General features: G+C 42.8%; 19 protein-coding genes. 15 read left to right on the forward strand and 4 right to left on the reverse strand.

The window, feature by feature from the left end; translation table 11 throughout:
* Window positions 1–17: 17 nt before the first annotated feature.
* Window positions 18–974, forward strand: a complete 957-nt coding sequence (gene metF, locus E4635_RS12335) for a methylenetetrahydrofolate reductase [NAD(P)H] (protein ID WP_135527005.1) — start codon at window positions 18–20, stop codon at window positions 972–974.
* 147 nt (window positions 975–1,121) lie between these two features.
* On the opposite strand, the gene gldA is transcribed toward metF, so the two are convergent.
* Window positions 1,122–2,018 carry a gliding motility-associated ABC transporter ATP-binding subunit GldA gene (gene gldA, locus E4635_RS12340; protein ID WP_135527006.1) on the reverse strand — a complete coding sequence of 299 codons (897 nt, stop codon included), beginning with the start codon at window positions 2,016–2,018 and terminating at the stop codon, window positions 1,122–1,124.
* A gap of 283 nt (window positions 2,019–2,301) precedes the next feature.
* Between gldA and E4635_RS12345 the strand changes: the two genes are divergently transcribed.
* The 10 genes from E4635_RS12345 (at window position 2,302) to queA (ending at window position 13,587) form a co-directional block, all read left to right on the forward strand.
* Window positions 2,302–3,129, forward strand: a complete 828-nt coding sequence (locus tag E4635_RS12345) for a prephenate dehydratase (RefSeq protein WP_135527007.1) — start codon at window positions 2,302–2,304, stop codon at window positions 3,127–3,129.
* Window positions 3,126–4,295, forward strand: coding sequence for a pyridoxal phosphate-dependent aminotransferase (locus E4635_RS12350; RefSeq protein ID WP_135527008.1), 1,170 nt, complete (start codon window positions 3,126–3,128; stop codon window positions 4,293–4,295). The genes E4635_RS12345 and E4635_RS12350 overlap by 4 nt, the downstream gene beginning before the upstream one ends.
* Before the next feature lie 20 nt (window positions 4,296–4,315).
* Window positions 4,316–5,401, forward strand: coding sequence for a bifunctional 3-deoxy-7-phosphoheptulonate synthase/chorismate mutase type II (locus tag E4635_RS12355; protein ID WP_135527009.1), 1,086 nt, complete (start codon window positions 4,316–4,318; stop codon window positions 5,399–5,401).
* A 16-nt stretch (window positions 5,402–5,417) separates the two neighbouring features.
* On the forward strand, window positions 5,418–6,401 hold the full coding sequence (gene rsgA, locus E4635_RS12360) for a ribosome small subunit-dependent GTPase A (protein ID WP_135527010.1): 984 nt from the start codon (window positions 5,418–5,420) through the stop codon (window positions 6,399–6,401).
* A gap of 35 nt (window positions 6,402–6,436) precedes the next feature.
* A complete protein-coding gene (gene dtd, locus E4635_RS12365; protein ID WP_135527011.1) occupies window positions 6,437–6,889 on the forward strand; it encodes a D-aminoacyl-tRNA deacylase in 453 nt (150 codons plus the stop codon).
* 31 nt (window positions 6,890–6,920) lie between these two features.
* On the forward strand, window positions 6,921–8,828 hold the full coding sequence (locus E4635_RS12370) for a DUF3857 domain-containing protein (protein ID WP_135527012.1): 1,908 nt from the start codon (window positions 6,921–6,923) through the stop codon (window positions 8,826–8,828).
* Window positions 8,829–8,832: 4 nt separating this feature from the next.
* Window positions 8,833–10,830, forward strand: coding sequence for a transglutaminase domain-containing protein (locus E4635_RS12375; protein WP_135527013.1), 1,998 nt, complete (start codon window positions 8,833–8,835; stop codon window positions 10,828–10,830).
* Between the two features lie 2 nt (window positions 10,831–10,832).
* Entirely contained in the window at window positions 10,833–11,159 is a 327-nt protein-coding gene (locus tag E4635_RS12380; RefSeq protein ID WP_135527014.1) for a nucleotide pyrophosphohydrolase, read from the forward strand.
* A 2-nt stretch (window positions 11,160–11,161) separates the two neighbouring features.
* The gene (aroA, locus tag E4635_RS12385) at window positions 11,162–12,388 is read left to right on the forward strand and encodes a 3-phosphoshikimate 1-carboxyvinyltransferase (RefSeq protein ID WP_394345976.1); all 1,227 of its coding nucleotides are present in this window, start codon (window positions 11,162–11,164) and stop codon (window positions 12,386–12,388) included.
* Window positions 12,389–12,537: 149 nt separating this feature from the next.
* Window positions 12,538–13,587 (forward strand): tRNA preQ1(34) S-adenosylmethionine ribosyltransferase-isomerase QueA, encoded by a 1,050-nt coding sequence (queA, locus tag E4635_RS12390; RefSeq protein ID WP_135527015.1) that lies wholly within the window; start codon window positions 12,538–12,540, stop codon window positions 13,585–13,587.
* A gap of 119 nt (window positions 13,588–13,706) precedes the next feature.
* Here queA and E4635_RS15795 read toward each other — a convergent pair whose 3' ends face one another.
* Window positions 13,707–13,868 (reverse strand): hypothetical protein, encoded by a 162-nt coding sequence (locus E4635_RS15795; protein ID WP_211518760.1) that lies wholly within the window; start codon window positions 13,866–13,868, stop codon window positions 13,707–13,709.
* 74 nt (window positions 13,869–13,942) lie between these two features.
* Here E4635_RS15795 and kynU point away from each other — a divergent pair, with 74 nt between their 5' ends.
* The 4 genes from kynU to E4635_RS12410 all read left to right on the forward strand — a co-directional run bounded on the left by kynU (window position 13,943) and on the right by E4635_RS12410 (window position 20,231).
* Entirely contained in the window at window positions 13,943–15,220 is a 1,278-nt protein-coding gene (gene kynU / locus E4635_RS12395; protein ID WP_135527016.1) for a kynureninase, read from the forward strand.
* Between the two features lie 49 nt (window positions 15,221–15,269).
* Window positions 15,270–16,355, forward strand: coding sequence for an agmatinase family protein (locus E4635_RS12400; protein WP_135527017.1), 1,086 nt, complete (start codon window positions 15,270–15,272; stop codon window positions 16,353–16,355).
* 78 nt (window positions 16,356–16,433) lie between these two features.
* Window positions 16,434–18,821 (forward strand): penicillin acylase family protein, encoded by a 2,388-nt coding sequence (locus E4635_RS12405; RefSeq protein WP_135527018.1) that lies wholly within the window; start codon window positions 16,434–16,436, stop codon window positions 18,819–18,821.
* A gap of 69 nt (window positions 18,822–18,890) precedes the next feature.
* Window positions 18,891–20,231 (forward strand): FAD-dependent oxidoreductase, encoded by a 1,341-nt coding sequence (locus E4635_RS12410; RefSeq protein WP_135527019.1) that lies wholly within the window; start codon window positions 18,891–18,893, stop codon window positions 20,229–20,231.
* Window positions 20,232–20,291: 60 nt separating this feature from the next.
* Here the strand turns inward: E4635_RS12410 and E4635_RS12415 are convergent, their stop codons facing one another.
* Together E4635_RS12415 and E4635_RS12420 are read right to left on the reverse strand one after the other, a co-directional pair.
* Entirely contained in the window at window positions 20,292–20,654 is a 363-nt protein-coding gene (locus tag E4635_RS12415) for a cupin domain-containing protein (protein WP_135527020.1), read from the reverse strand.
* Between the two features lie 10 nt (window positions 20,655–20,664).
* Window positions 20,665–21,108 carry a YybH family protein gene (locus E4635_RS12420; protein ID WP_135527021.1) on the reverse strand — a complete coding sequence of 148 codons (444 nt, stop codon included), beginning with the start codon at window positions 21,106–21,108 and terminating at the stop codon, window positions 20,665–20,667.
* Window positions 21,109–21,114: the final 6 nt, after the last annotated feature.

Below are 21,114 nucleotides of genomic sequence, written 5' to 3' on the forward strand. Positions count from 1 at the left end.
ATAACTCATAACTGATAATGAAAGTAACCCAACACATAGAAAACGCACAAGGAAAATCACTTTTCTCTTTCGAGATCCTGCCACCGCTCAAAGGCCAGAACATCCAGTCCATCTTTGACAGCATCGATCCGCTGATGGAATTCAACCCGCCGTTTATCGATGTGACCTACCATCGTGAGGAATATGAGTTCAAGGAATTGCCCAATGGCTTGCTGCAAAAGAAAATCGTCAAGAAACGCCCCGGGACAGTAGGCATCTGTGCCGGTATCCAGAACAAGTACCAGGTAGATGCCATCCCGCATATCTTATGTGGCGGTTTTACCAAAGAAGATACCGAAAACCTGCTTATCGACCTTGATTTCCTTGACATCGATAATGTAGTGGCACTCCGTGGAGATGCCTTAAAGAACGAAACCTATTTCAAGCCGGAAAAAGAAGGAAATCAAAACGCTACTGAACTTGTGAGCCAGATCCACAATTTGAACCAGGGGATTTACCTCGATGAAGATTTACAGAATTCCTCCTGTACCAATTTTTGTATCGGGGTGGCCGGCTATCCCGAAAAGCATATGGAAGCACCCAGCCTGGACAGCGACATCCATTTCCTGAAGCAGAAAATCAAGAATGGGGCCGATTATATCATCACCCAAATGTTTTTCGACAATAAAAAATTCTTTGATTTTGTGGCCAAATGCCGAAAAGCGGGCATCACCGTGCCAATTATTCCGGGACTAAAGCCAATTGCTACCAAGAAGCAGCTCAACTTGATCCCGCACCGTTTCAGCCTCGAATTGCCGGACGATTTAATCATGGAAGTGGTCAAGGCCAAAGACAACGAAGCTGTAAAACAAATCGGGATCGAGTGGTGTACAGAGCAAAGCAAAGAGCTCGTAGCCGCCGGAATCCCGGTTCTGCACTATTATTCTATGGGCAAAGCCGAAAACATCAAAGCCATCGCCAAACAGGTATTTTAAGGGAAACGACATTTCAAACTTCCGCCAACAACGGTAAAAAGCTCTGCAAGCCAAATGCTGGAACTTGCCAACTTGACTGTCAACCGCGACCATAAATTGTCAACCCTTTCTAATACTGCGACTACAAACTGAAACTGTAAACTGCTACTACTTCGTCTTCTCCCTGAAAATAGTCTCCAGGTTTTTGTTTTTAAGGTTGAGTTGAAGGGTTTTCAAGCCATTGGCCTGTGCAAAATCAAACACCGCAGGACGCATATCTTCTTCTGTAGCGAAAACCAGTTCCCAAATAGTGTTGGTAGTGTTGGTAAAATCCTTAATATGTGTCAGTTGGCTGAATAATTCCTTGGCAACCGCCTTGTCAAATTCCACTTCAATGGTCTGGACGGTCACTTCGGTCATCAAGTTGTCTATATTGTTGTCCGCAACAATCTTCCCGTGATTGATGATAATCACCCTGTCGCAGATGGCTTCCACTTCCTGCATGATATGCGTAGAGAGGAAAACGGTTTTGTCCTTCCCGATATTCTTGATCAGGTCACGGATTTCCACTAATTGGTTCGGATCCAACCCCGTAGTCGGTTCGTCCAATATCAACACATCGGGATTGTGCAGCAAAGCCGTGGCCAGTCCCACACGCTGGCGGTACCCTTTTGATAATTGCCCTATTTTCTTATGGCTTTCAGGAGTGAGTCCCGTCAATGCAATCACTTCCTCGATGCGGTCTTTGCCTACTTTGTATACATCGGCGTTAAAGGCCAAATATTCCCGCACATACAAATCCAGGTACAAAGGATTGTGCTCCGGCAAATACCCTACAGACCGTTGTACGTCTTTCTGCGCGGCTTTTACATCGTGCCCGTTTACGCTGGCCTGGCCTTCATCAGCATTGATATAGGTAGTCAGGATTTTCATCAACGTTGATTTCCCGGCGCCGTTTGGCCCTAAAAAACCTACGATTTCTCCTTTTTTTACCGTAAACGAAATGGCATCCAGCGCTTTTTGCGTGCCGTAATTTTTAGAAATATTCTGGACTTCAATAGACATATTATCGCGATTTATGGCAAAAGTAAGAAGAAAATCAAGTCTAATTTTTCTATTAAACTTAATTTTTTTGTAAAAATGTAGTTTGGTATTGTTTTTTTAGTAAGTTTGCTTTTCAAACAGCTCAAAAAAGCAATGATTTCAAATAACACATTTTATAGCAACAATTCTTTTTATTTCTTCTGGAAAGGCGAAAGGGATTGTCGTATGGTTATTTGATTAGAAAATTAAATTAATAATTATAAATATACAATCCCGTCCGCAAGACGGGATTTTTTTTTGTCCTATGGAAACAAAAATCGCTATTCAGGGTATCAAGGGGTCTTTTCATCACCAGGTCGCCGAAGAATTTTTTGCAGCACCCGCTTCGCTCGACGAATGTATGTCGTTCGAAAGCCTGGTCACAAGCCTTAAGGAAAACAAATCCGAAAAAGGCATCATGGCGCTCGAGAATTCCATTGCGGGTTCCATCATACCCAATTATGCCCTGATTGACCATAATAACCTTCATATCATTGGAGAACATTACCTGGATATCCACATGAATTTAATGGCGACCAAAGGCCAGAAAATAGAAGACCTCAGGGAAGTCCATTCGCACCCTATCGCCCTGTTGCAATGTGCGGTTTTCTTCAAGAAATACCCACATATCAAACTGGTCGAAAGTGCAGATACGGCAGAAACAGCCAGAAGGATCAAAGAAGGGAATCTGTTACGCATCGGGGCCGTAGCCAGTCCTATCGCGGCCAAAATGTACGATCTGGAAATCCTGGCTGCCGGCATCCATACGGTCAAAAGCAACAAGACCCGGTTTGTGATTGTCAAAACCCAAAATAAGGAACTTCCTAGAGAAGAAATTAATAAGGCTTCTGTCAAATTCGAACTGGACGACACGCCCGGAAGCCTCGCCACAGTACTCAATGTGATGAACAACTGCAAATTGAACCTGACCAAGATCCAATCCATGCCTATCATTGAAACGCCTTTCCAGTATTCTTTCTTTGTAGATGTGGTCTTTGCCAAATACAAGCATTACGAAAAAGCAAAAAAAATACTCGAACTCATGACCACGCATTTTAAAGTGCTTGGCGAATATAAAAACGGTAAATTATGATTACAACAGCAAAACGATTAGAGCAGGTGCAGGAATACTATTTCTCACAAAAACTGCGGGAAGTCGGCCGGTTGGTTTCCCAGGGAAGGCCTATTGTGAATATGGGCATCGGAAGCCCGGACCTCAAACCGGACCAGGCAGTTATTGCAGCGATGCAAAAAGCCATGAACGACCCGAAAGCCCATCAATACCAAAGTTATCAGGGTTTGCCGGAATTGCGCAGCGGTTTTGCCGCTTTTTACCAGGATCAGTTCCGTGTGAGCCTCGATCCTGCCACCGAAATATTGCCTCTTATGGGTTCCAAGGAAGGAATCATGCATATTTCCCTGGCTTTCCTAAACGAAGGCGATGAGGTCCTGATCCCTAACCCGGGCTATCCTACCTATATTTCGGTAACGAACCTGGTGGGTGCGAAACCCGTTTTGTACGACCTGAAACCGGAAAACAATTGGCTGCCTGATTTTGAAACCCTGGAAAAGCAAGACCTGTCAAAAGTAAAGATAATGTGGGTCAATTATCCGAATATGCCTACCGGGGTTCCGGGAAGCTTAGGCTTGTTGGAGCAGTTGGTGGCTTTCGCCAAAAAGCATCAGATCCTGCTTATCAATGATAATCCGTACAGTTTTGTTTTAAATAATAACCCAATCTCCATTTTGCAGGTTGAAGGTGCCAAAGATATCGCGATAGAATTGAATTCACTCTCAAAAACATTCCATATGTCCGGATGGCGTGTTGGGATGGTGGCTGGGAACGAACATTACATCGATGCGATACTCAAAGTAAAAAGCAACATGGACAGCGGGATGTTTTACGGGATTCAAAAAGGTGCCGTAGAAGCATTGAAACTTGGCGCCGATTGGTTTGAAAAACAGAGCAGTATTTACAAGAAAAGAAGGAGCCTGGTATTTCAATTAGCCGATAGATTGGGTTGCATTTATGATGAAAACACGGTTGGCATGTTTGTCTGGGCGAAAGTGCCGCAAGGAATCCAATCATCGGAAGGATATGTAGATAAATTATTGTACGAGAACGATTTGTTTATAACCCCGGGAACCATTTTTGGAAGTAATGGAGAAGGCTATGTCCGTTTTTCATTATGTATTGAAGAAGAAAAAATAGAAGAAGTTTTAGCAAGAATTTCAGTAGAAGAAGAAATTCATTTATAATTTTGTAACAAAGTAAGACTATGGAAAATAGCAAATCATTACGGACCTGGTTGGACGATTTCAAATTATCGCATCCGTTGGTAATAGCAGGGCCGTGTAGCGCCGAAACAGAAGAACAAGTAATGGAGATAGCCCGCGAGTTGAAAGATTCCGATGTGAGCATCTTCCGTGCCGGGATATGGAAACCGAGGACCCGGCCGGGAGGATTTGAAGGAGTAGGCGAAATAGGACTCAAATGGCTGCAGAAAGCCAAAGCGGAAACCGGATTGCTCATGGCAGTTGAAGTGGCTAATGAAGCGCATGTCAAATCAGCGCTCGAACACGATATCGATGTCCTCTGGATCGGGGCAAGGACTACGGTCAATCCTTTTGCTGTGCAGGAAATTGCCGATGCACTCAAGGGCACAGATAAAATCGTACTGGTCAAAAACCCGGTAAATCCTGATTTGTCCTTGTGGTTGGGCGGTGTGGAACGGTTGTACAATGCAGGGATTAAAAAATTAGGCGTCATCCACCGCGGGTTTTCTACGTATGAAAAAACCAAATACCGCAACATCCCGGAATGGCAGATTGCCATTGAGCTCCAAAGTCGTTTCCCGGACTTGCCATTAATCTGCGATCCTTCCCATATCACAGGAAGGCGGGATATGATCCTGGAAGTGTCCCAGCAAGCACTCGACCTGAATTACGACGGGCTGATTATCGAAACACACAACGACCCGGAACATGCATGGAGCGATGCGGCCCAGCAAGTAACACCAGATGCCCTCAAACAGATTTTTATAGATTTACGCATCCGTAAAATGACAGATGAGGCAGACGATTACAACCAGAAAATGGCGGCATTGCGTACCCAAATTGATGAAATCGACAGTAAACTGATTGAAAGTTTAGGCAAGCGTATGAAAATCGCAGATAAAATCGGAGCCTTGAAAAAAGAAAAGAATGTGGCTGTTTTGCAAAACAAACGCTGGAATGAAATCTTGGGCAAAATGGTACTGGAAGGTGAAGAAAAAGGCCTCAGCGAAGAATTCATCCTTAAAATGTTCAAAGCCATACACCAGGAAAGTATAAGTCACCAGGAGAAAGTCATAAATCATAAATAAGTTTTACCTTTGCGGCATGACAGGAACCGTTTATAAATCTACAGGAAGCTGGTACACAGTTAAAACAGAAAAAGGAGATTTTCTGGAATGCCGCATTAAAGGTAAGTTCCGAATGAAAGGAATCAAGAGCACCAATCCCATTGCCGTAGGCGATATCGTCGATTATGAACTTGATGAAACCGCCGATGTGACTACCGGTATTATTTCAAATATCCACGAAAGAAAGAATTATATCGTCCGCAAATCAGTCAATTTGTCGCATCAGATGCATATCATAGCATCCAATGTTGATTATGTTTTCCTGTTGATTACCATTAATAATCCGCCTACAACGACTAGTTTTATTGATCGTTTTTTGGTCACGGCCGAAGCTTATGGAATAGAAACCATCTTGGTTTTCAATAAAATAGATACGTTTGACGATGCTATGCTCGACGAGCAATTATACCTTCAATACATTTATGAGCAAATAGGTTATACCTGTTTGAGGGTTTCTTCCACCGAAGCCAAAGGTGTTGACAAACTCAAGGAAATGATGGTAGGCAAGGTTAGTATGTTCTCCGGGCATTCGGGCGTTGGGAAATCAACGTTGGTCAATGCCATGGAACCGAGCCTGCACCTGAAAACCAAAACAATTTCGGAGCAAAGCAAACAAGGGCAGCATACGACCACTTTTGCCGAAATGTACGATTTGTCCTTTGGTGCCCAAATCATCGACACGCCCGGAATTAAAGGATTTGGCGTTGTTGACATGGAAAAAGAAGAAATCAGCGGTTATTTCCCGGAATTTTTCAAACTGAAAGACAAATGCAAGTTCAATAATTGCCTTCACAAGGATGAACCCAAATGTGCGGTTAAGGAAGCGTTGGAAAAAGACGAAATTTCCTGGTCACGCTACAACAGTTACCTGAAAATATTGGAAGGCGATGATGAAACGTACCGTACCGACATTTACAACGCCGACAGGATTGCGAGTGATGAAACCCGTAATAAGCAATAATTTCCCTATTTTAATAATCCCATACCTGCCAGATAATGAAATCAGTTATTCAGAGAGTTTCCCAAGCTTCGGTAACCATCAATGAAAATAAAGTAGCCGATATCCGGAAAGGATTGCTGGTTTTAATAGGGATCGAAGACGCCGATACTATGGAAGATATCAAATGGCTGACTTCTAAAATAGCCAATCTCCGCATTTTCAGCGATCAGGACGATGTCATGAATTTGTCCCTTAAAGATGTTGATGGCGAAATGATCGTCGTAAGCCAGTTTACCTTGCATGCCTTGGTCAAAAAAGGGAACCGTCCGTCTTATATCAAAGCTTCCAAAGGGGAAATTGCCATTCCGTTGTACGAAAGTTTCATAAAACAAATGGAGGCCGAATTGGGCAAAAAAGTGCAAACCGGTGAATTTGGGGCTGATATGAAAGTTTCATTGTTAAATGACGGCCCGGTTACCATAGTAATCGACAGTAAAAATAAGGAATAAGATGAAGTTGATTTTGCTCAAGAGAAGCCTGATGAAAAAAAGTTTCACAATTGTATTTTTGGGATCTGTTTTTTTTACGGCACATTCCCAAACCATGGACTTGGCAGTTTCCGCTATTCCGGATAGTTTGAAGCTAAACGCGAATTCGGTAGTACGCCTAAGCCAATTAAACGTGACGATCCTTTCCCAGGGTTCCATGACCTTAAAATCAAAAAAAGCAATCACGGTACTCAATGAATTAGGACTCAGGGACCTGGATTTGATGGAATATTACGATAAAAACAGAAGGATTGCAAAAATAGAGGCCACGGTTTATGATGCTTCCGGAAAAGGGATGAAAACTTTCAGGAGGAAGGATTTCAATGACATGAGTGTTGCTGACGGAGTTTCCATTTTTAATGATAACCGGGCCTTGTTCCTGGATTATACCCCAATAACATATCCTTTTACAATGGTTCTTGAAACCGAAACCGAAACGTCCAACACCGCTTTTATCCCGGCCTGGAGCCCTGTGGACGGTTATCTTGTGAGTACCGAAAAGACTTCGCTGACGGTTAATTTCAAACCCGAATTGCATCTTAGGCTAAAAGAAGTCAATTTTTCTGCCAAATACCCGATAGAAAAAACAGAAACGCCAACATCTGTAAGCTATACGGCAAAAAATATCATAGCCAGGAAAAGAGAAGAGCTGAGCCCTATTTTTATGGATATTTTCCCAATAGTTTATTTTTCCCTGGAAAATTTCCAATTGGAAAATGTCAACGGAATGGCTGTTAACTGGAAAGATTTCGGGAAATGGTATTATGATTCCCTATTGGCGGATACTGAAGAAATACCGCTGGTGGCACAGGAAAAAATCAAGCAGCTTGTGGGCAATGAAAAAGACCCGAAAGAAATAGCCAGGATCATTTACAGGTTTGTCCAGGAAAAAACACGTTATGTTAGTGTCCAGGTAGGCATTGGCGGCTGGAAACCGATGCTGGCCAAAGACGTAGATAAATTAGGGTATGGAGATTGCAAAGCGCTGACCAATTATACCAGGAGTTTATTGAAAACAGTTGGCATACCTTCTTATTACACGGTTGTCTGGTCCGGTAATGAAACACGCGATATCCAGAACGACATCGCTTCAATGCAAGGGGACCATGTTATTTTGGCCATACCCGACAAATCAGGCTACCTTTGGTTGGAATGTACCAGCCAGACCCAGCCTTTTGGATTTCAAGGTGATTTTACGGATGATAGGAATGTTCTGATTATCAAACCGGAAGGTGGTGAAATTGTCAGGACCAGAACTTTTGCTGAGAGTGATAACCTGAAAATTATCAAAGGTTCTTATGCTATTCTGGAAAACGGAAGCCTGGATGGAAAAGTAAAAATGGTTTCCAAAGGACTGCAATACGATAGTGAATTCGGAAAGGAAAGGCTGGCGAAAGAAGAGCTGGTCAAAAGGTACAAGGAGGAATTTGGCAACATCAACAACCTGACCGTAAATAAGATTTCGCTGCAGAATGATCCCGTGACAATAGAATTTACAGAAAATTTGGAGTTCAAAGCTGAAAGTTACGCCCAAAATTCAAACGGGAAACTAATGTTCGCCCTGAATGCCTTCAATCAGAATTCGTACGTGCCTAAAAAATACAAAACAAGGGAATTCCCCTTTGAGATACAAAGAGGATATACGAATGAAGATGAAACGGAAATCACGATCCCAGAAGGATTTTCGGTAGAGGCAAAGCCCAACGGAATGGAGCTTAGCACAGAATTCGGGAACTATAAAATCGAATTTTCCGTTACTGGCCCCAGCACAATACTATGCAAAAGAAAACTGGTAATCAAAAAAGGGCTGTTTGACAAAAACAATTATGAAAACTATCGGAAATTTAGGGAAACAATAGCCAGAAGCGATAATTCAAAAATAATCATAGCAAAAAAATAAAAGTATGAAAAAGTACCTTATAGCGTTATTAGTACTGTCCGGCCTGTGTTTGAAGGCCCAGACAAAAGAATTGGGGAAAGTGACCATAGAAGAATTGAAACAGAAAACACATCCCAATGATTCTTCTGCCGCAGCGGCTGTTTTGTTCGAAGTGGGAAGGACTTCTTTTGAATATTCGCAGACCAACGGATTTGAAATAGTAACGGAAGTGCTGACCAAAATAAAAATCTATAAAAAAGAAGGTTACGAATATGCGAACAAGTCAGCGAGCTATTATATTGGCGGTTCTGCATCAGAGAAACTCGAATTTTCCAAGGCAATCACCTACAATCTGATGAATGGGAAAATCGAAAAAACAAAGCTCGGCAGCGATGGGGAATTCATTGAAAAGGTGAATAAGAACTGGGCAAGGAAAAAAATATCCATGCCTAATGTTAAGGAAGGCTCCATTATTGAATACAAAATGACCCTAAGGTCCCCTTATATTACCAACTTCCCTGATTGGCAGTTTCAAAGGGATATTCCAGTAAGTTATTCAGAATATACTACTTACGTTCCTGAATATTATGTTTATAATGTAAGGAATAAAGGATTCCTGTCCCCAGTTGTCAAAAAAGAGAACACCCAGAATTCCATAACATCCACCAGTAAAGAAAGAGGATGGGGAGTTACCACTAAATTTGACCAGAATGTGACTAATTATAAAGAGCTTAAGACTAATTATGTCCTGACCGATGTTCCGGCCCTTAAAGACGAATCGTATGTAAACAATATCAATAATTACAAAACAACGGTTATTCATGAGCTGGCGGGAGAAAGATTTCCAAATAGGGCTTATGAAAACTATGCAACCGATTGGGAAACAGTAGTAAAGAAAATATACGAGAATGAGGATTTCGGGAACGAGTTGAACAAGACCGGCTATTTCGAAAAAGACCTCGATGCCATCCTAAAAGGAAGTACTTCCCTTGAAGAAAAAATGGCCGTCGTTTTCAATTACGTTAAAGCCAGGATGAACTGGAACGAATATTATGGCTACACATGCGACAATGGTGTTAGAAAAGCATATCAGGAAAAAACAGGGAATGCTGCGGAAATCAACCTGATGCTGACGGCCATGTTGCGTTATGCAGGTTTTGAAGCCAATCCGGTTTTGATAAGCACACGATCAAATGGTATTGCATTATTTCCTTCAAGAACGGCTTTCAATTATGTAATTGCGGGAATAGAACTCAACAACCGGGTGGTTTTATTGGATGCCACCGATAAAAATGCGTTGCCGGACATCCTGCCAACACGTGACTTAAACTGGCTCGGAAGGATTATTAGGAAAAACAACAGTTCGGCTGAAATTGACCTGATGCCAAAATCCAATTCGAAAGAAGTCATGTATATCATGGCCAATGTAAGCCCTGAAGGAAATGTTTCCGGGAAAATCAGGGATCAGTATTTCGATTACAATGCCTTTGTTTTTAGGGGAGTCAACAATAAAGTAGCCAAAGACAGCTATGTGGAAAAACTCGAAAAAAGGCACCAGGGGCTGGAAATAACCGATTATGCCGTTCAAAATAACAACGATTTGTCAAAACCCATTCAGGAAGAATATTCCTTTACCAGCAATAATTCCGTGGAGATTATAGGAGACAAGATGTATTTCTCACCATTTCTTTATTTGGCGATGACCGAAAACCCTTTCAAACAGGAAACCAGGGAATATCCCGTAGATTTCGTATACCCGCACCAGGATAAGTTTGTGGTCAGTATTACTGTTCCCGAAGGATATGCCATCGAAACATTACCACAGTCCAAATCTATAGGAATGCCCGACGAATTAGGGAATTTCAGGTATAATATTTCAAGTAACGGCAACCAGATCCAGCTTTTATATACTATTGATATCAACCAGGCTATCATCAGTTCCGAATATTACGAAAGTTTAAAAGGGTTCTACAAAGAGGTGGTAGATAAGCAAACCGAAAAAATAGTACTTAAAAAAGCATAACAATGAATATTCAAAACGCACAATTAGAGGTAGATAACTGGATCAAAAACCATGGTGTCCGTTACTTTAACGAATTGACCAATATGGCCCAGCTTACAGAAGAAGTAGGAGAGGTTGCCCGCATTATTGCCCGCCGTTATGGAGAACAATCTGAAAAAGAAAGCGATAAGAACAAGGATCTTGGCGAAGAACTGGCCGATGTGGTTTTTGTAGTCCTTTGCCTGGCCAACCAAACGGGAATTGACTTACAGGCTGCTTTTGATAAAAAACTGGATTTGAAGACCAATCGTGACCACGATCGTCATCACAATAACGACAAGCTTAAGTAACCGTGAACCTAGCTCTTATGCCATCTGCGGCCAGCCGGCAATCCCGCATCAGTATCTCCGGTTCCAAATCGGAAACAAACAGGTTGCTGCTATTGCAGGCCCAATATCCCGTTATTGCCCTGGATAATGTTTCCGATTCCGATGACAGTACAGCTATGGTCGAAGCATTGAAAAGCAAGGATCCGGTAATCGATATCCATCATGCCGGTACCACCATGCGTTTCCTTAGCGCTTATTTTTCGGCACAGGAAGGGAAAGAAGTAATACTGACCGGTTCTTCCAGGATGAAAGAACGGCCCATAAAAATCCTCGTGGAAGCCTTGAAGCAATTGGGCGCTGATATCCAATATGTCGAAAACGAGGGATTTCCGCCGCTTAAAATCAGCGGAAAAAAACTAACGCAACATAAAGTCACGCTTCCTGCCGATGTCAGCAGCCAGTACATTTCGGCACTGCTCCTGGTAGCGCCACAACTCGAAAACGGGTTGGAACTAACTTTAGAAGGCAAAATCACATCCGTTCCCTACATCAATATGACATTGGCCCTGTTGCATGAAATCGGGATCGAAACGGTTTTTGACGGAAATAAAATTTCAGTGGTACCTAAAAAGGAACTTCATGGCCCGCAGCAGCTTACTGTGGAAAGCGACTGGTCCTCGGCTTCATACTTTTATTCCATCGCCGCTTTATCAGAAGAAGGAACCGAAATAACGCTTTCCAGTTACAAGCAAAATAGCCTTCAGGGCGATTCCGTCCTGGCTGAGATTTACAAAAGTTTTGGTGTAATGACCCATTTTTCGGACAATTCCATCCTTTTGAAGAAAACAGTCAAAGGTATCCAAGCCATCAATTATGACCTGAATGCTTCTCCGGATATTGCCCAGACTATTGCCGTCACTTGTTTTGGATTAGGAACAGGCTGCCATCTGACCGGGTTGCATACCTTGAAGATAAAAGAGACAGACCGGCTCGAAGCCTTGAAAACAGAACTCACAAAATTAGGGGCCATAGTTGCTGTAACCGATTATAGCCTTACTTTGGAACCTTCATCAGGAATAATGGAAAATGTATCTGTCAGCACGTATCAGGACCACCGCATGGCAATGGCTTTTGCACCTTTGGCGGTAAAGGTCGGCATCAGGATCGAAGACGCTGAAGTGGTTTCCAAATCCTACCCGGCTTTTTGGAGCGATTTAAAAAGCATGGGTTTCCGTATTTCTGAAATATAAAGGGCCGGAATGGCAATGGTTTGGAGCTCTGGCACTTCTTTTTTAAAATAAAAGCCAAAACACTTGACAACGCCTGTTTCACAATAGTATATTTGCAGCCTTCTTTGCAGTAGAAATACAGCAAGGTTTTACAATCTAAATAATTACATATGAAGTTATCTAATTTCAATTTCAACCTTCCGGCCGAGCTTTTAGCCGAATTTCCATCAGAAAACAGGGATGAAGCCCGTTTAATGGTAGTGAATAGGAAAACACAAACTATTGAGCATAAACTTTTTAAAGATATCCTGGACTATTTCGACGAAGGTGACGTTATGGTTTTGAACAATACAAAAGTTTTCCCGGCGCGTTTGTACGGGAACAAGGAAAAGACAGGAGCGAGAATTGAAGTTTTCCTGTTGCGTGAATTAAATGCGGAGCAGCGTCTTTGGGACGTTTTGGTAGATCCGGCGCGTAAAATCCGTATCGGGAACAAATTATATTTTGGCGATGACGATTCATTAGTAGCCGAAGTTATTGATAACACCACTTCCCGTGGAAGGACCTTACGTTTCCTATACGATGGTTCCTATGAAGAATTCAGGGCGAAATTAGTAGAATTGGGCGAAACCCCGATCCCGAAATATATCAACAGGGAAGTAACCCCGGAAGATGCGGAACGTTACCAAACGATTTATGCCAAAGAAGAAGGAGCGGTTGCCGCGCCAACTGCCGGCCTGCATTTTTCAAAGCACCTGATGAAACGGTTGGAAATCAAAGGCATCAAATTTGCCGAAGTAACGCTGCACGTAGGTTTGGGAACTTTCAATCCGGTTGAGGTTGAAGATCTTTCAAAGCACAAAATGGATTCCGAAGAGCTGAAAATCACTCAGGAAGCCTGTGATATCGTAAATGCCGCCAAGCTGTCCAAACACCGTGTCTGTGCCGTAGGTACAACGACCATGCGTGCCATGGAAAGCTCCGTGTCCTCGGCAAAAACCCTAAATCCTTTCGAAGGTTGGACCAATAAATTCATCTTCCCTCCGCATGATTTCAGTTTGGCAGATTGCATGATCACGAATTTCCATACACCAAAATCAACACTGTTAATGATGATTTCCGCTTTCTGCGGACATGATTTAATGCGCAAAGCATACGACGAAGCGATCAAAGAAAAGTACAAATTCTACTCTTACGGAGACGCCATGTTGATCCTGTAATTTGAACTTCCCCAAGTTCAAAATTCAATCTCATCTGTTGTAAAAAGCAGATGGGATTTTTTTATTGCAATCCATATTTTTTTTCAAGAAGAGCAGGTATTGGGCGTGTCCCTTCATTCTTACGGGCCGTGCTGTCCGCTGCAATCTTTTTGCCTTGTTTGCAACAGGCAAAAAGGATTTCCGCTTCCATCACTCACGCAATCCCCTGTTCCGCCATAACCTTTTGCTTTTTTAAGGCTTTTTACGATAAACCTATATGCCCGGCAATTTATTTCGGCCATGCTAACTTTGCCTTGTGTAAGTTTGCCACATTCAAACTTTTATCTACTTTTACAGCACCAAATAAACCATAATAATGACGTTTGAAAATACCAGAGAATTTGCTCGGCAGCTTGACGCTAATGACGAATTGAGAAATTATCGCAACGAATTTATCTTTCCGCAGCACGAAGGAAAAAACGTAATTTACTTTACAGGGAATTCCCTTGGGTTACAGCCTAAAAGAACCAAAAAATATATAGACGAAGTAATGGACGACTGGGCGAACCTGGCTGTCGAAGGGCATTTTTATGCAGACAAGCCGTGGTGGGATTACCAGGAGCGTTTTGCCGAACCGTTAAGCCGCATTGTAGGGGCAAAGCCTTCGGAAGTTACCGTGATGAATACGTTAACGGTCAATCTTCATTTACTGATGGTTTCGTTTTACCAGCCTACCAAAACACGTTATAAAATCATTTGCGAGGAAAAAGCGTTTCCTTCAGACCAGTACATGTTCCAGAGCCAGGTTGCCTTCCACGGTTATAAAAAGGAAGAGACCATTATAGAGATAAAGCGCCGTGAAGGAGAGCATAACATCCGCCTGGAAGATATTCTGGCCAAAATCAATGAAGTCGGCGATGAGCTGGCATTAGTACTTATTGGCGGCGTCAATTATTATACCGGCCAGGTTTTTGATATGAAAACCATCACGGAAGCCGGTCACAAAGTAGGGGCAAAAGTTGGTTTCGACCTGGCGCATGCTGCCGGGAATATCAAACTTGACCTTCACGATTGGAACGTTGATTTTGCCGCCTGGTGCAGTTATAAATATATGAATTCCGGGCCTGGTAATGCTTCGGGATGTTTTGTACACGAAAAACACCACCATGCGAACCTGCCAAGATTTGCCGGCTGGTGGGGCCACAATAAAGAAAGACGTTTCAAGATGGAACCGGATTTCGATCCTGTACACGGTGCCGACGGTTGGCAGATAAGCAACCTGCCGGTGTTGTCTCTGGCCCCGTATCTGGCTTCTGTAGAGATGTTTGCCGAAGTAGGCATGGACAAACTGATTGCCAAAAGAGACAAAATTACCTCTTACCTCGAATTTATTTTACGTGAGATCGATGTTGAAATCCCTGGCACGGAATTTGAGATCATCACGCCTGCAAATCCTAAGGAAAGAGCTTGTCAGCTGTCTGTTTTTTTACACGGGCAAGGCAGGAGCCTGTTTGACTATTTAATGACAAATGGGGTAATTACCGACTGGAGGGAACCGAATGTTATCCGTTTGGCTCCCGTGCCATTGTATTGCTCTTTTGAGGATATGTATGAGTTTGGACAAATATTAAAGAAAGGCATAGTACGCCCATAAAGCTTAAAACAAGATGTGCTTATTTCTTAAGACATAATAATTTTAAAAAATGAACAAACAACAAAAAATAGAGAATTTCGATCCGTCGCAACCGGGTTTGGCAGATGCTACTATTTTCGGACTGCCATTTACCGCTGAAGAAAGCGAAATCATAATCATCCCTGTGCCGTGGGAAGTAACGGTAAGTTACGGAGCCGGTGCTTCAGAAGGGCCGGAAGCTGTCCTTGACGCCTCTTTCCAGGTTGACCTGCAACATCAGCAATTTCCGGAACTATGGAAATTAGGGATGTATTACGATGAAGCGCCGGAACATTGGGCCAAAAATTCGGCGAAATACAAAAATTTGGCACAGCCTATCATAGAAGCATTAGAGAACGGAGAAGACGTGTCTGTTTTTCCTGCCCTGCAATCGGACCTGGACAAAATCAACAAGGTTTGTGCAGAATTGCATGCAGAAGTTAAAGAACGTGTCCTTCATTGGATAAAAAAAGGAAAAAAAGTGGTTTTACTGGGTGGTGACCACAGTACGCCATTAGGATATTACCAGGCATTGGCAACCCTCCACGATGATTTCGGGATATTGCACCTGGACGCTCATATGGACTTGCGTATTGCTTACGAAGGATTTACCTATTCGCATGCGTCAATCATGTACAATGCTTTGCAAATCCCTCAGATTACAAAATTGGTGCAGGTAGGAATCCGTGATTTTTGCGAACAGGAAGTAGAAGTGGCCAAACAACAAGGCAACCGTGTTGCGGTACATACAGATATGGACCTTAAGGCCGAAACTTTTGAAGGAAAGACCTGGCAGCAGCAATGTGACGCGATTATCAATGCCTTGCCGCAAAAAGTTTGTGTCTCTTTTGATATCGACGGAATGTATTCCTGGTATTGCCCTAATACGGGGACACCGGTTCCGGGCGGTTTCTCTTTTGAGCAGGCTACGTACTTGTTCGATAAATTAACAGAAAGCGGAAAGGAGATCATCGGTTTTGATTTAGTTGAAGTAGCTCCTGGAGAAGATGACTGGGACGGGAATGTCGGGGCGAGGATGTTGTTCCACATGTGTGGGATGTTGGCTAAAAACAACGGATTGGATGTTGGTAGCAAAATCAATTTCAACAGAAAGTAAGAATATACAATAGATTTAGAAAAAAGGCGGACGTAAATGTTCGCCTTTTTTTTATATTTGGAATATAAACCGTCGCAAATGAAATCTTTCAGGAAATTACTTTACACCGTATTGGCTATTATCGCCTTTGTTTTCTTGTCTATTTACGGATATCTGCTGTACAGCAAACCCGATTACGAAGGAGAAGTGGCCATGCATAATATTTCGGGAGAAACGTCGGTCTATTTCGACACCTATGGAGTACCGCACATTTATGCGGCAAACCAGAAAGATGCGATGGAAGCCCTAGGGTATGTCCATGCCCAGGACAGATTGTGGCAAATGGAATTGCTGCGGAGGATTGCGCCGGGAAGATTATCGGAAATTTTCGGGACCAGGGCACTCAAAAACGATAAGTTTTTTATCGGTTTGGGGATTGATGAAAATTCGGAAAAAGCAATTTCGGAATTGGATAAAAACGGCGAACCCTATAAGATGGCCATGGCTTATCTGGATGGGATTAATCAATACCTGGAGGAAGGAAAGACACCTGTTGAGTTTTCCCTTTTAGGGATAAAAAAAGAAAAATTTACCTTAAAAGATGTATTCAACACTTACGGATACATGGCATTCAGTTTTGCGATGGCCCAAAAAACAGACCCTTTGATGACTGATATCAGGAACCAGTTCGGGGATGAATACCTTAAGGATTTGGGGATTGATTATTCTCACAATCCGACACGCTTAAAGATTTCCAGGGGAGAAGAACAACAGTACCTGGAGATTTCAAAATCGATCACTGCCTTGCTGGAGAATTCTCCCGTGCCGCCATTCATCGGAAGCAACAGCTGGGTAATTTCTCCTAAAAAAACCAAAACCGGCAAGGTACTTTTCTGCAACGACCCGCACATTGAGTATTCGCAACCGGGAACTTGGTACGAAGCGCATATCTCCTGCCCGGATTATGAAATGTACGGCTATTATCTCTCCGGGACACCGTTCCCGTTACTGGCACACAACAGAAAATATGCGTATGGGCTGACCATGTTCGAAAATGATGATGCAGATTTGTTCCAGGAAGAGAACAATCCGAACAATCCGAATCAATATAAAACGGCTGCCGGTTTTGCTACTTATACATCACGGACCAAAACGATCCGGGTAAAAGACAGTACTGCCGTGGTGTTAACAGTAAAAGAAACAGGGCACGGGCCTATTATCAATGATTTGATTGCTGATTTTAAAACCAAACAACCCGTTGCTTTTTCCTGGATTTATACGCAACAGCCTAACAAAATCCTCAATGCCGTGTATGGTTTGAGCCATGCCAAAAGTATCCCGGAATTCCAAAAATCGGTTTCTTATATTGTGGCGCCCGGTTTGAATATCATGTATGGGGATGCCCAAAACAATGTCGCCTGGTTTACCTCCGGAAAATTATATAAACTCCAGAAAGGCGTAAATGCCAACCTGATACTCAACGGTTCCAATGGAGTAGACGATCAAAAAGAATTTTTGCCGTATTCCAAAAACCCAGCCACTATAAACCCGGCCTGGAATTATGTATATTCTTCCAATAACATGCCTGAAAATATTGATGGTTACAACTATCCGGGCTATTACCTTCCGGAAGACCGGGCCAGGAGGATTTCTAATTTGCTGGATGCCAAAAATGACTGGGACAAAGAATCTGTCAGTAAAATGATGACCGATAACACTTCTCCGGTGGTTACAGAAATTGTCAAGGTGCTTATGGCAAATACCGAATCCGGGAAATTGAATGCCCAGGAAAAAGAAGCGCTTTCGGTTTTGAAAAGCTGGAACGGTTCCCATGACATCACCGGTGTTGCTCCAACGATCTACAACAAATGGATTTATTTTTACCTTAAAAATACATTTCAGGACGAAATGGGCGAGGTTTCCTTCAGGCAATTCCTGAAAACACATATTATGAAACAGTCCATTGCCTTTCAAACCCAAAACGAAAGTTCCGTTTGGTGGGATAATATAACTACCAAAAGCAAAAAAGAGACACGGAAAGATATTCTTACCCAATCCCTGAAAGAAGCTGTCGCTAGCTTAAATACTCAATTGGGAAGCGATGTCAGTTCCTGGACCTGGAACAGGGTGCATAAACTGGAATTCAAGCATCCGCTGGGCAGTGTGGCCTTACTCAAACCGTTTTTCAATGTTGGGATTTTTGACATTGCCGGCACGAATGAAGTCATCAATAACACAATGTTCGAATATTCGGATGAAAAGGAATATGTAGTAAAGGCAGGTCCTTCCACCCGCAGGATTGTTGATTTTTCGGATATAGAGAACAGCTGGAGCATTTTGCCGAGCGGGCAATCCGGGAATCCTATGAGCGAGCATTACAGTGACCAGGCCGAAATGTACGTGGCCGGAAAATTCAGGAAGATGATGCTTAACAAAGAAGAGATAGTCAAAACAGGTACCAAGCTTGTTTTTATCCCAAAAAAATAAATAATTGAATTATTCGTGGCGAACTTCTGCTTAAATAGATAAATTTGCAAAACTGTTTATAGAAAATTAATGCAAACTCCACAAAAAATTGCCATTGTCGGTTCCGGATTGGTTGGAACATTATTAGCAATCTATCTTAAGAAAATGGGCCATGACGTACATGTATACGATCGAAGCCCTGATATCAGGACCGTTGAGTTTTCGGGCCGTTCCATCAATTTGGTAATGTCGGATCGTGGCTGGAGAGCATTGGAAAATATCGGTCTTGACGCCGAAATAAAAAAAATAGGGATAGCGGTTGATAAGCGGGCAATCCATATGCAGGACAATAAGCTCAATTACCAATATTACGGTAAAGAAGGAGAGGTTATTTTTTCACTTTCAAGAGGTATCCTGAACCGGAAAATGATCGACCTGGCAGAAAAAAGCGGCGTTGTTTTCTTTTTCGAACATAAAATCTGGGATGTTACCCTGGCCGATGCCACCTTGCATAGCGGTGATTCCGAAAGAGGCGAGTGGCAGGAACTGAAATACGATAAGGTTTTCGGTGCCGATGGTGCTTTTTCAAGAATACGCCACAGGATGCAGCGCCAGAGCATGTTCAATTATTCACAGGAATTCCTAAATATCGGATACAAAGAATTGCATATCCCGGCCAATGCTGATGGTACGCACAAAATAGACAAACATTCCCTGCACATCTGGCCGCGCGGCCATTTCATGCTGATGGCCTTGCCCAACCTCGACGGAAGTTTTACCTGCACGCTATTTATGCCTTTCGAAGGCCAGAATTCTTTTGAAGCCTTAAAGGACCAAAGTGTTTTGGTGGATTTCTTTGCGAAATATTTCCCTGATACCGCAGCTGTAATTCCGGATTTGGTGGAAGATTTTTTCAAAAACCCGACCAGTTACCTGGTGATGATGAAATGTTTTCCCTGGACTTTTGAAGACAAAGTGGCGCTTATCGGCGATTCGGCGCACGCCATTGTCCCTTTTTACGGGCAAGGTATGAATGCCGGTTTTGAAGACATTACCGTGCTGAGCGAAATGATCGAAAAATACGGCAACGATTGGAAAACGATTTTTGAAGAATACGAACTCTCACGCAAACCCAATGCAGATGCCATAGCGGAATTGTCGTATCGGAATTTTATGGAAATGAGTTCTAAAACAGCCGATGAAAAATTCCTGTTGCAGAAGAAAATCGAAAAGTGGTTTTCAGACAAACACCCGGATAAGTGGCTGCCATTGTACAGCCGTGTAACCTTCAGTCTTCAGCCTTATTCCGAAGCCCTGGCGATAGGGGACATGCAAAATAAAATCATGGAAGAAATCATGGCGATGCCTAATATTGAGGAAAAGTGGAGCAGCGAAGAAGTGGAAAACAAAATCATTTCACTCCTGAAATAACCCTGGCAATCCGCAGCAGAAGCAATAATTCTTGCTTCTGTGGCTGAATTTCCTCAAAGATTATTCTTCCCTGTGTACTTTTGTGAAATCAAAAGCCGGCCTGCATATGGCAATATATTCGCAAGGTTCCTCAAACGGATTGGAATATTGAACCCTGACGTTTTTTTCTATTTTTATGGATTGACCTGCTTCCAGGATGATGGTTTCCCCGTCAATTATAAATTGCTTTTTACCCGAAATGATATAGGTATACTCTTCAAATTCAGGAGTCTGGAAAGGCTCGCTCCATTTTGGCGGTGCGACCATATGGGCAATGGAAATGTCAGGATTGTCGGTAGTGGCACGGCCGTGGTGCTCTTCGATAAGTTTTCCGTCGGTGGTAGGAACCACAAAAGGTGTTTTTTGGATAGAATATTTTTTCATAGCTTGTTTTTTAATCCCAAACATATTTCCAGGAGTTGTCTTTCTGTTTTTTCCAGACCGTATGGAAAATCCCCTTAAAATCCTTTTTGCTGCCCAGCGAGTCTTTGGTTGTCCAGATGTATGGCCCATAAGTATAAGCCAAAGTACCGTCGTTGGAAACTTCAATGAAATCGGCTTTCCAGGTAACCGTTGCTTTTGTGAACTTCGGCTGGCTGAAATGGTTCCTGATGCTTTCTTTTCCCTTAATCAAGGAATCGTTGTCCAGCTTGATCACGGCGCTGCTATCGGCGAAAGCATAAAACGCCTCGGCAATCCCTTTGGCCTGAGCCAGGTTATTAAAATCAACTTCGGTTTTGGAGACTTCCTCTTTCCATTGGGCGATGTTTCCGGTGCTTTCTTTTTTGGCACAGCCGAAAATCCCCAGGCAGCAAATGATGGCAATTGATTTTTTCATAATATG

Origin of the sequence: Flavobacterium humi (assembly GCF_004745595.1) — a bacterium.
GTDB lineage: Bacteria > Bacteroidota > Bacteroidia > Flavobacteriales > Flavobacteriaceae > Flavobacterium > Flavobacterium humi.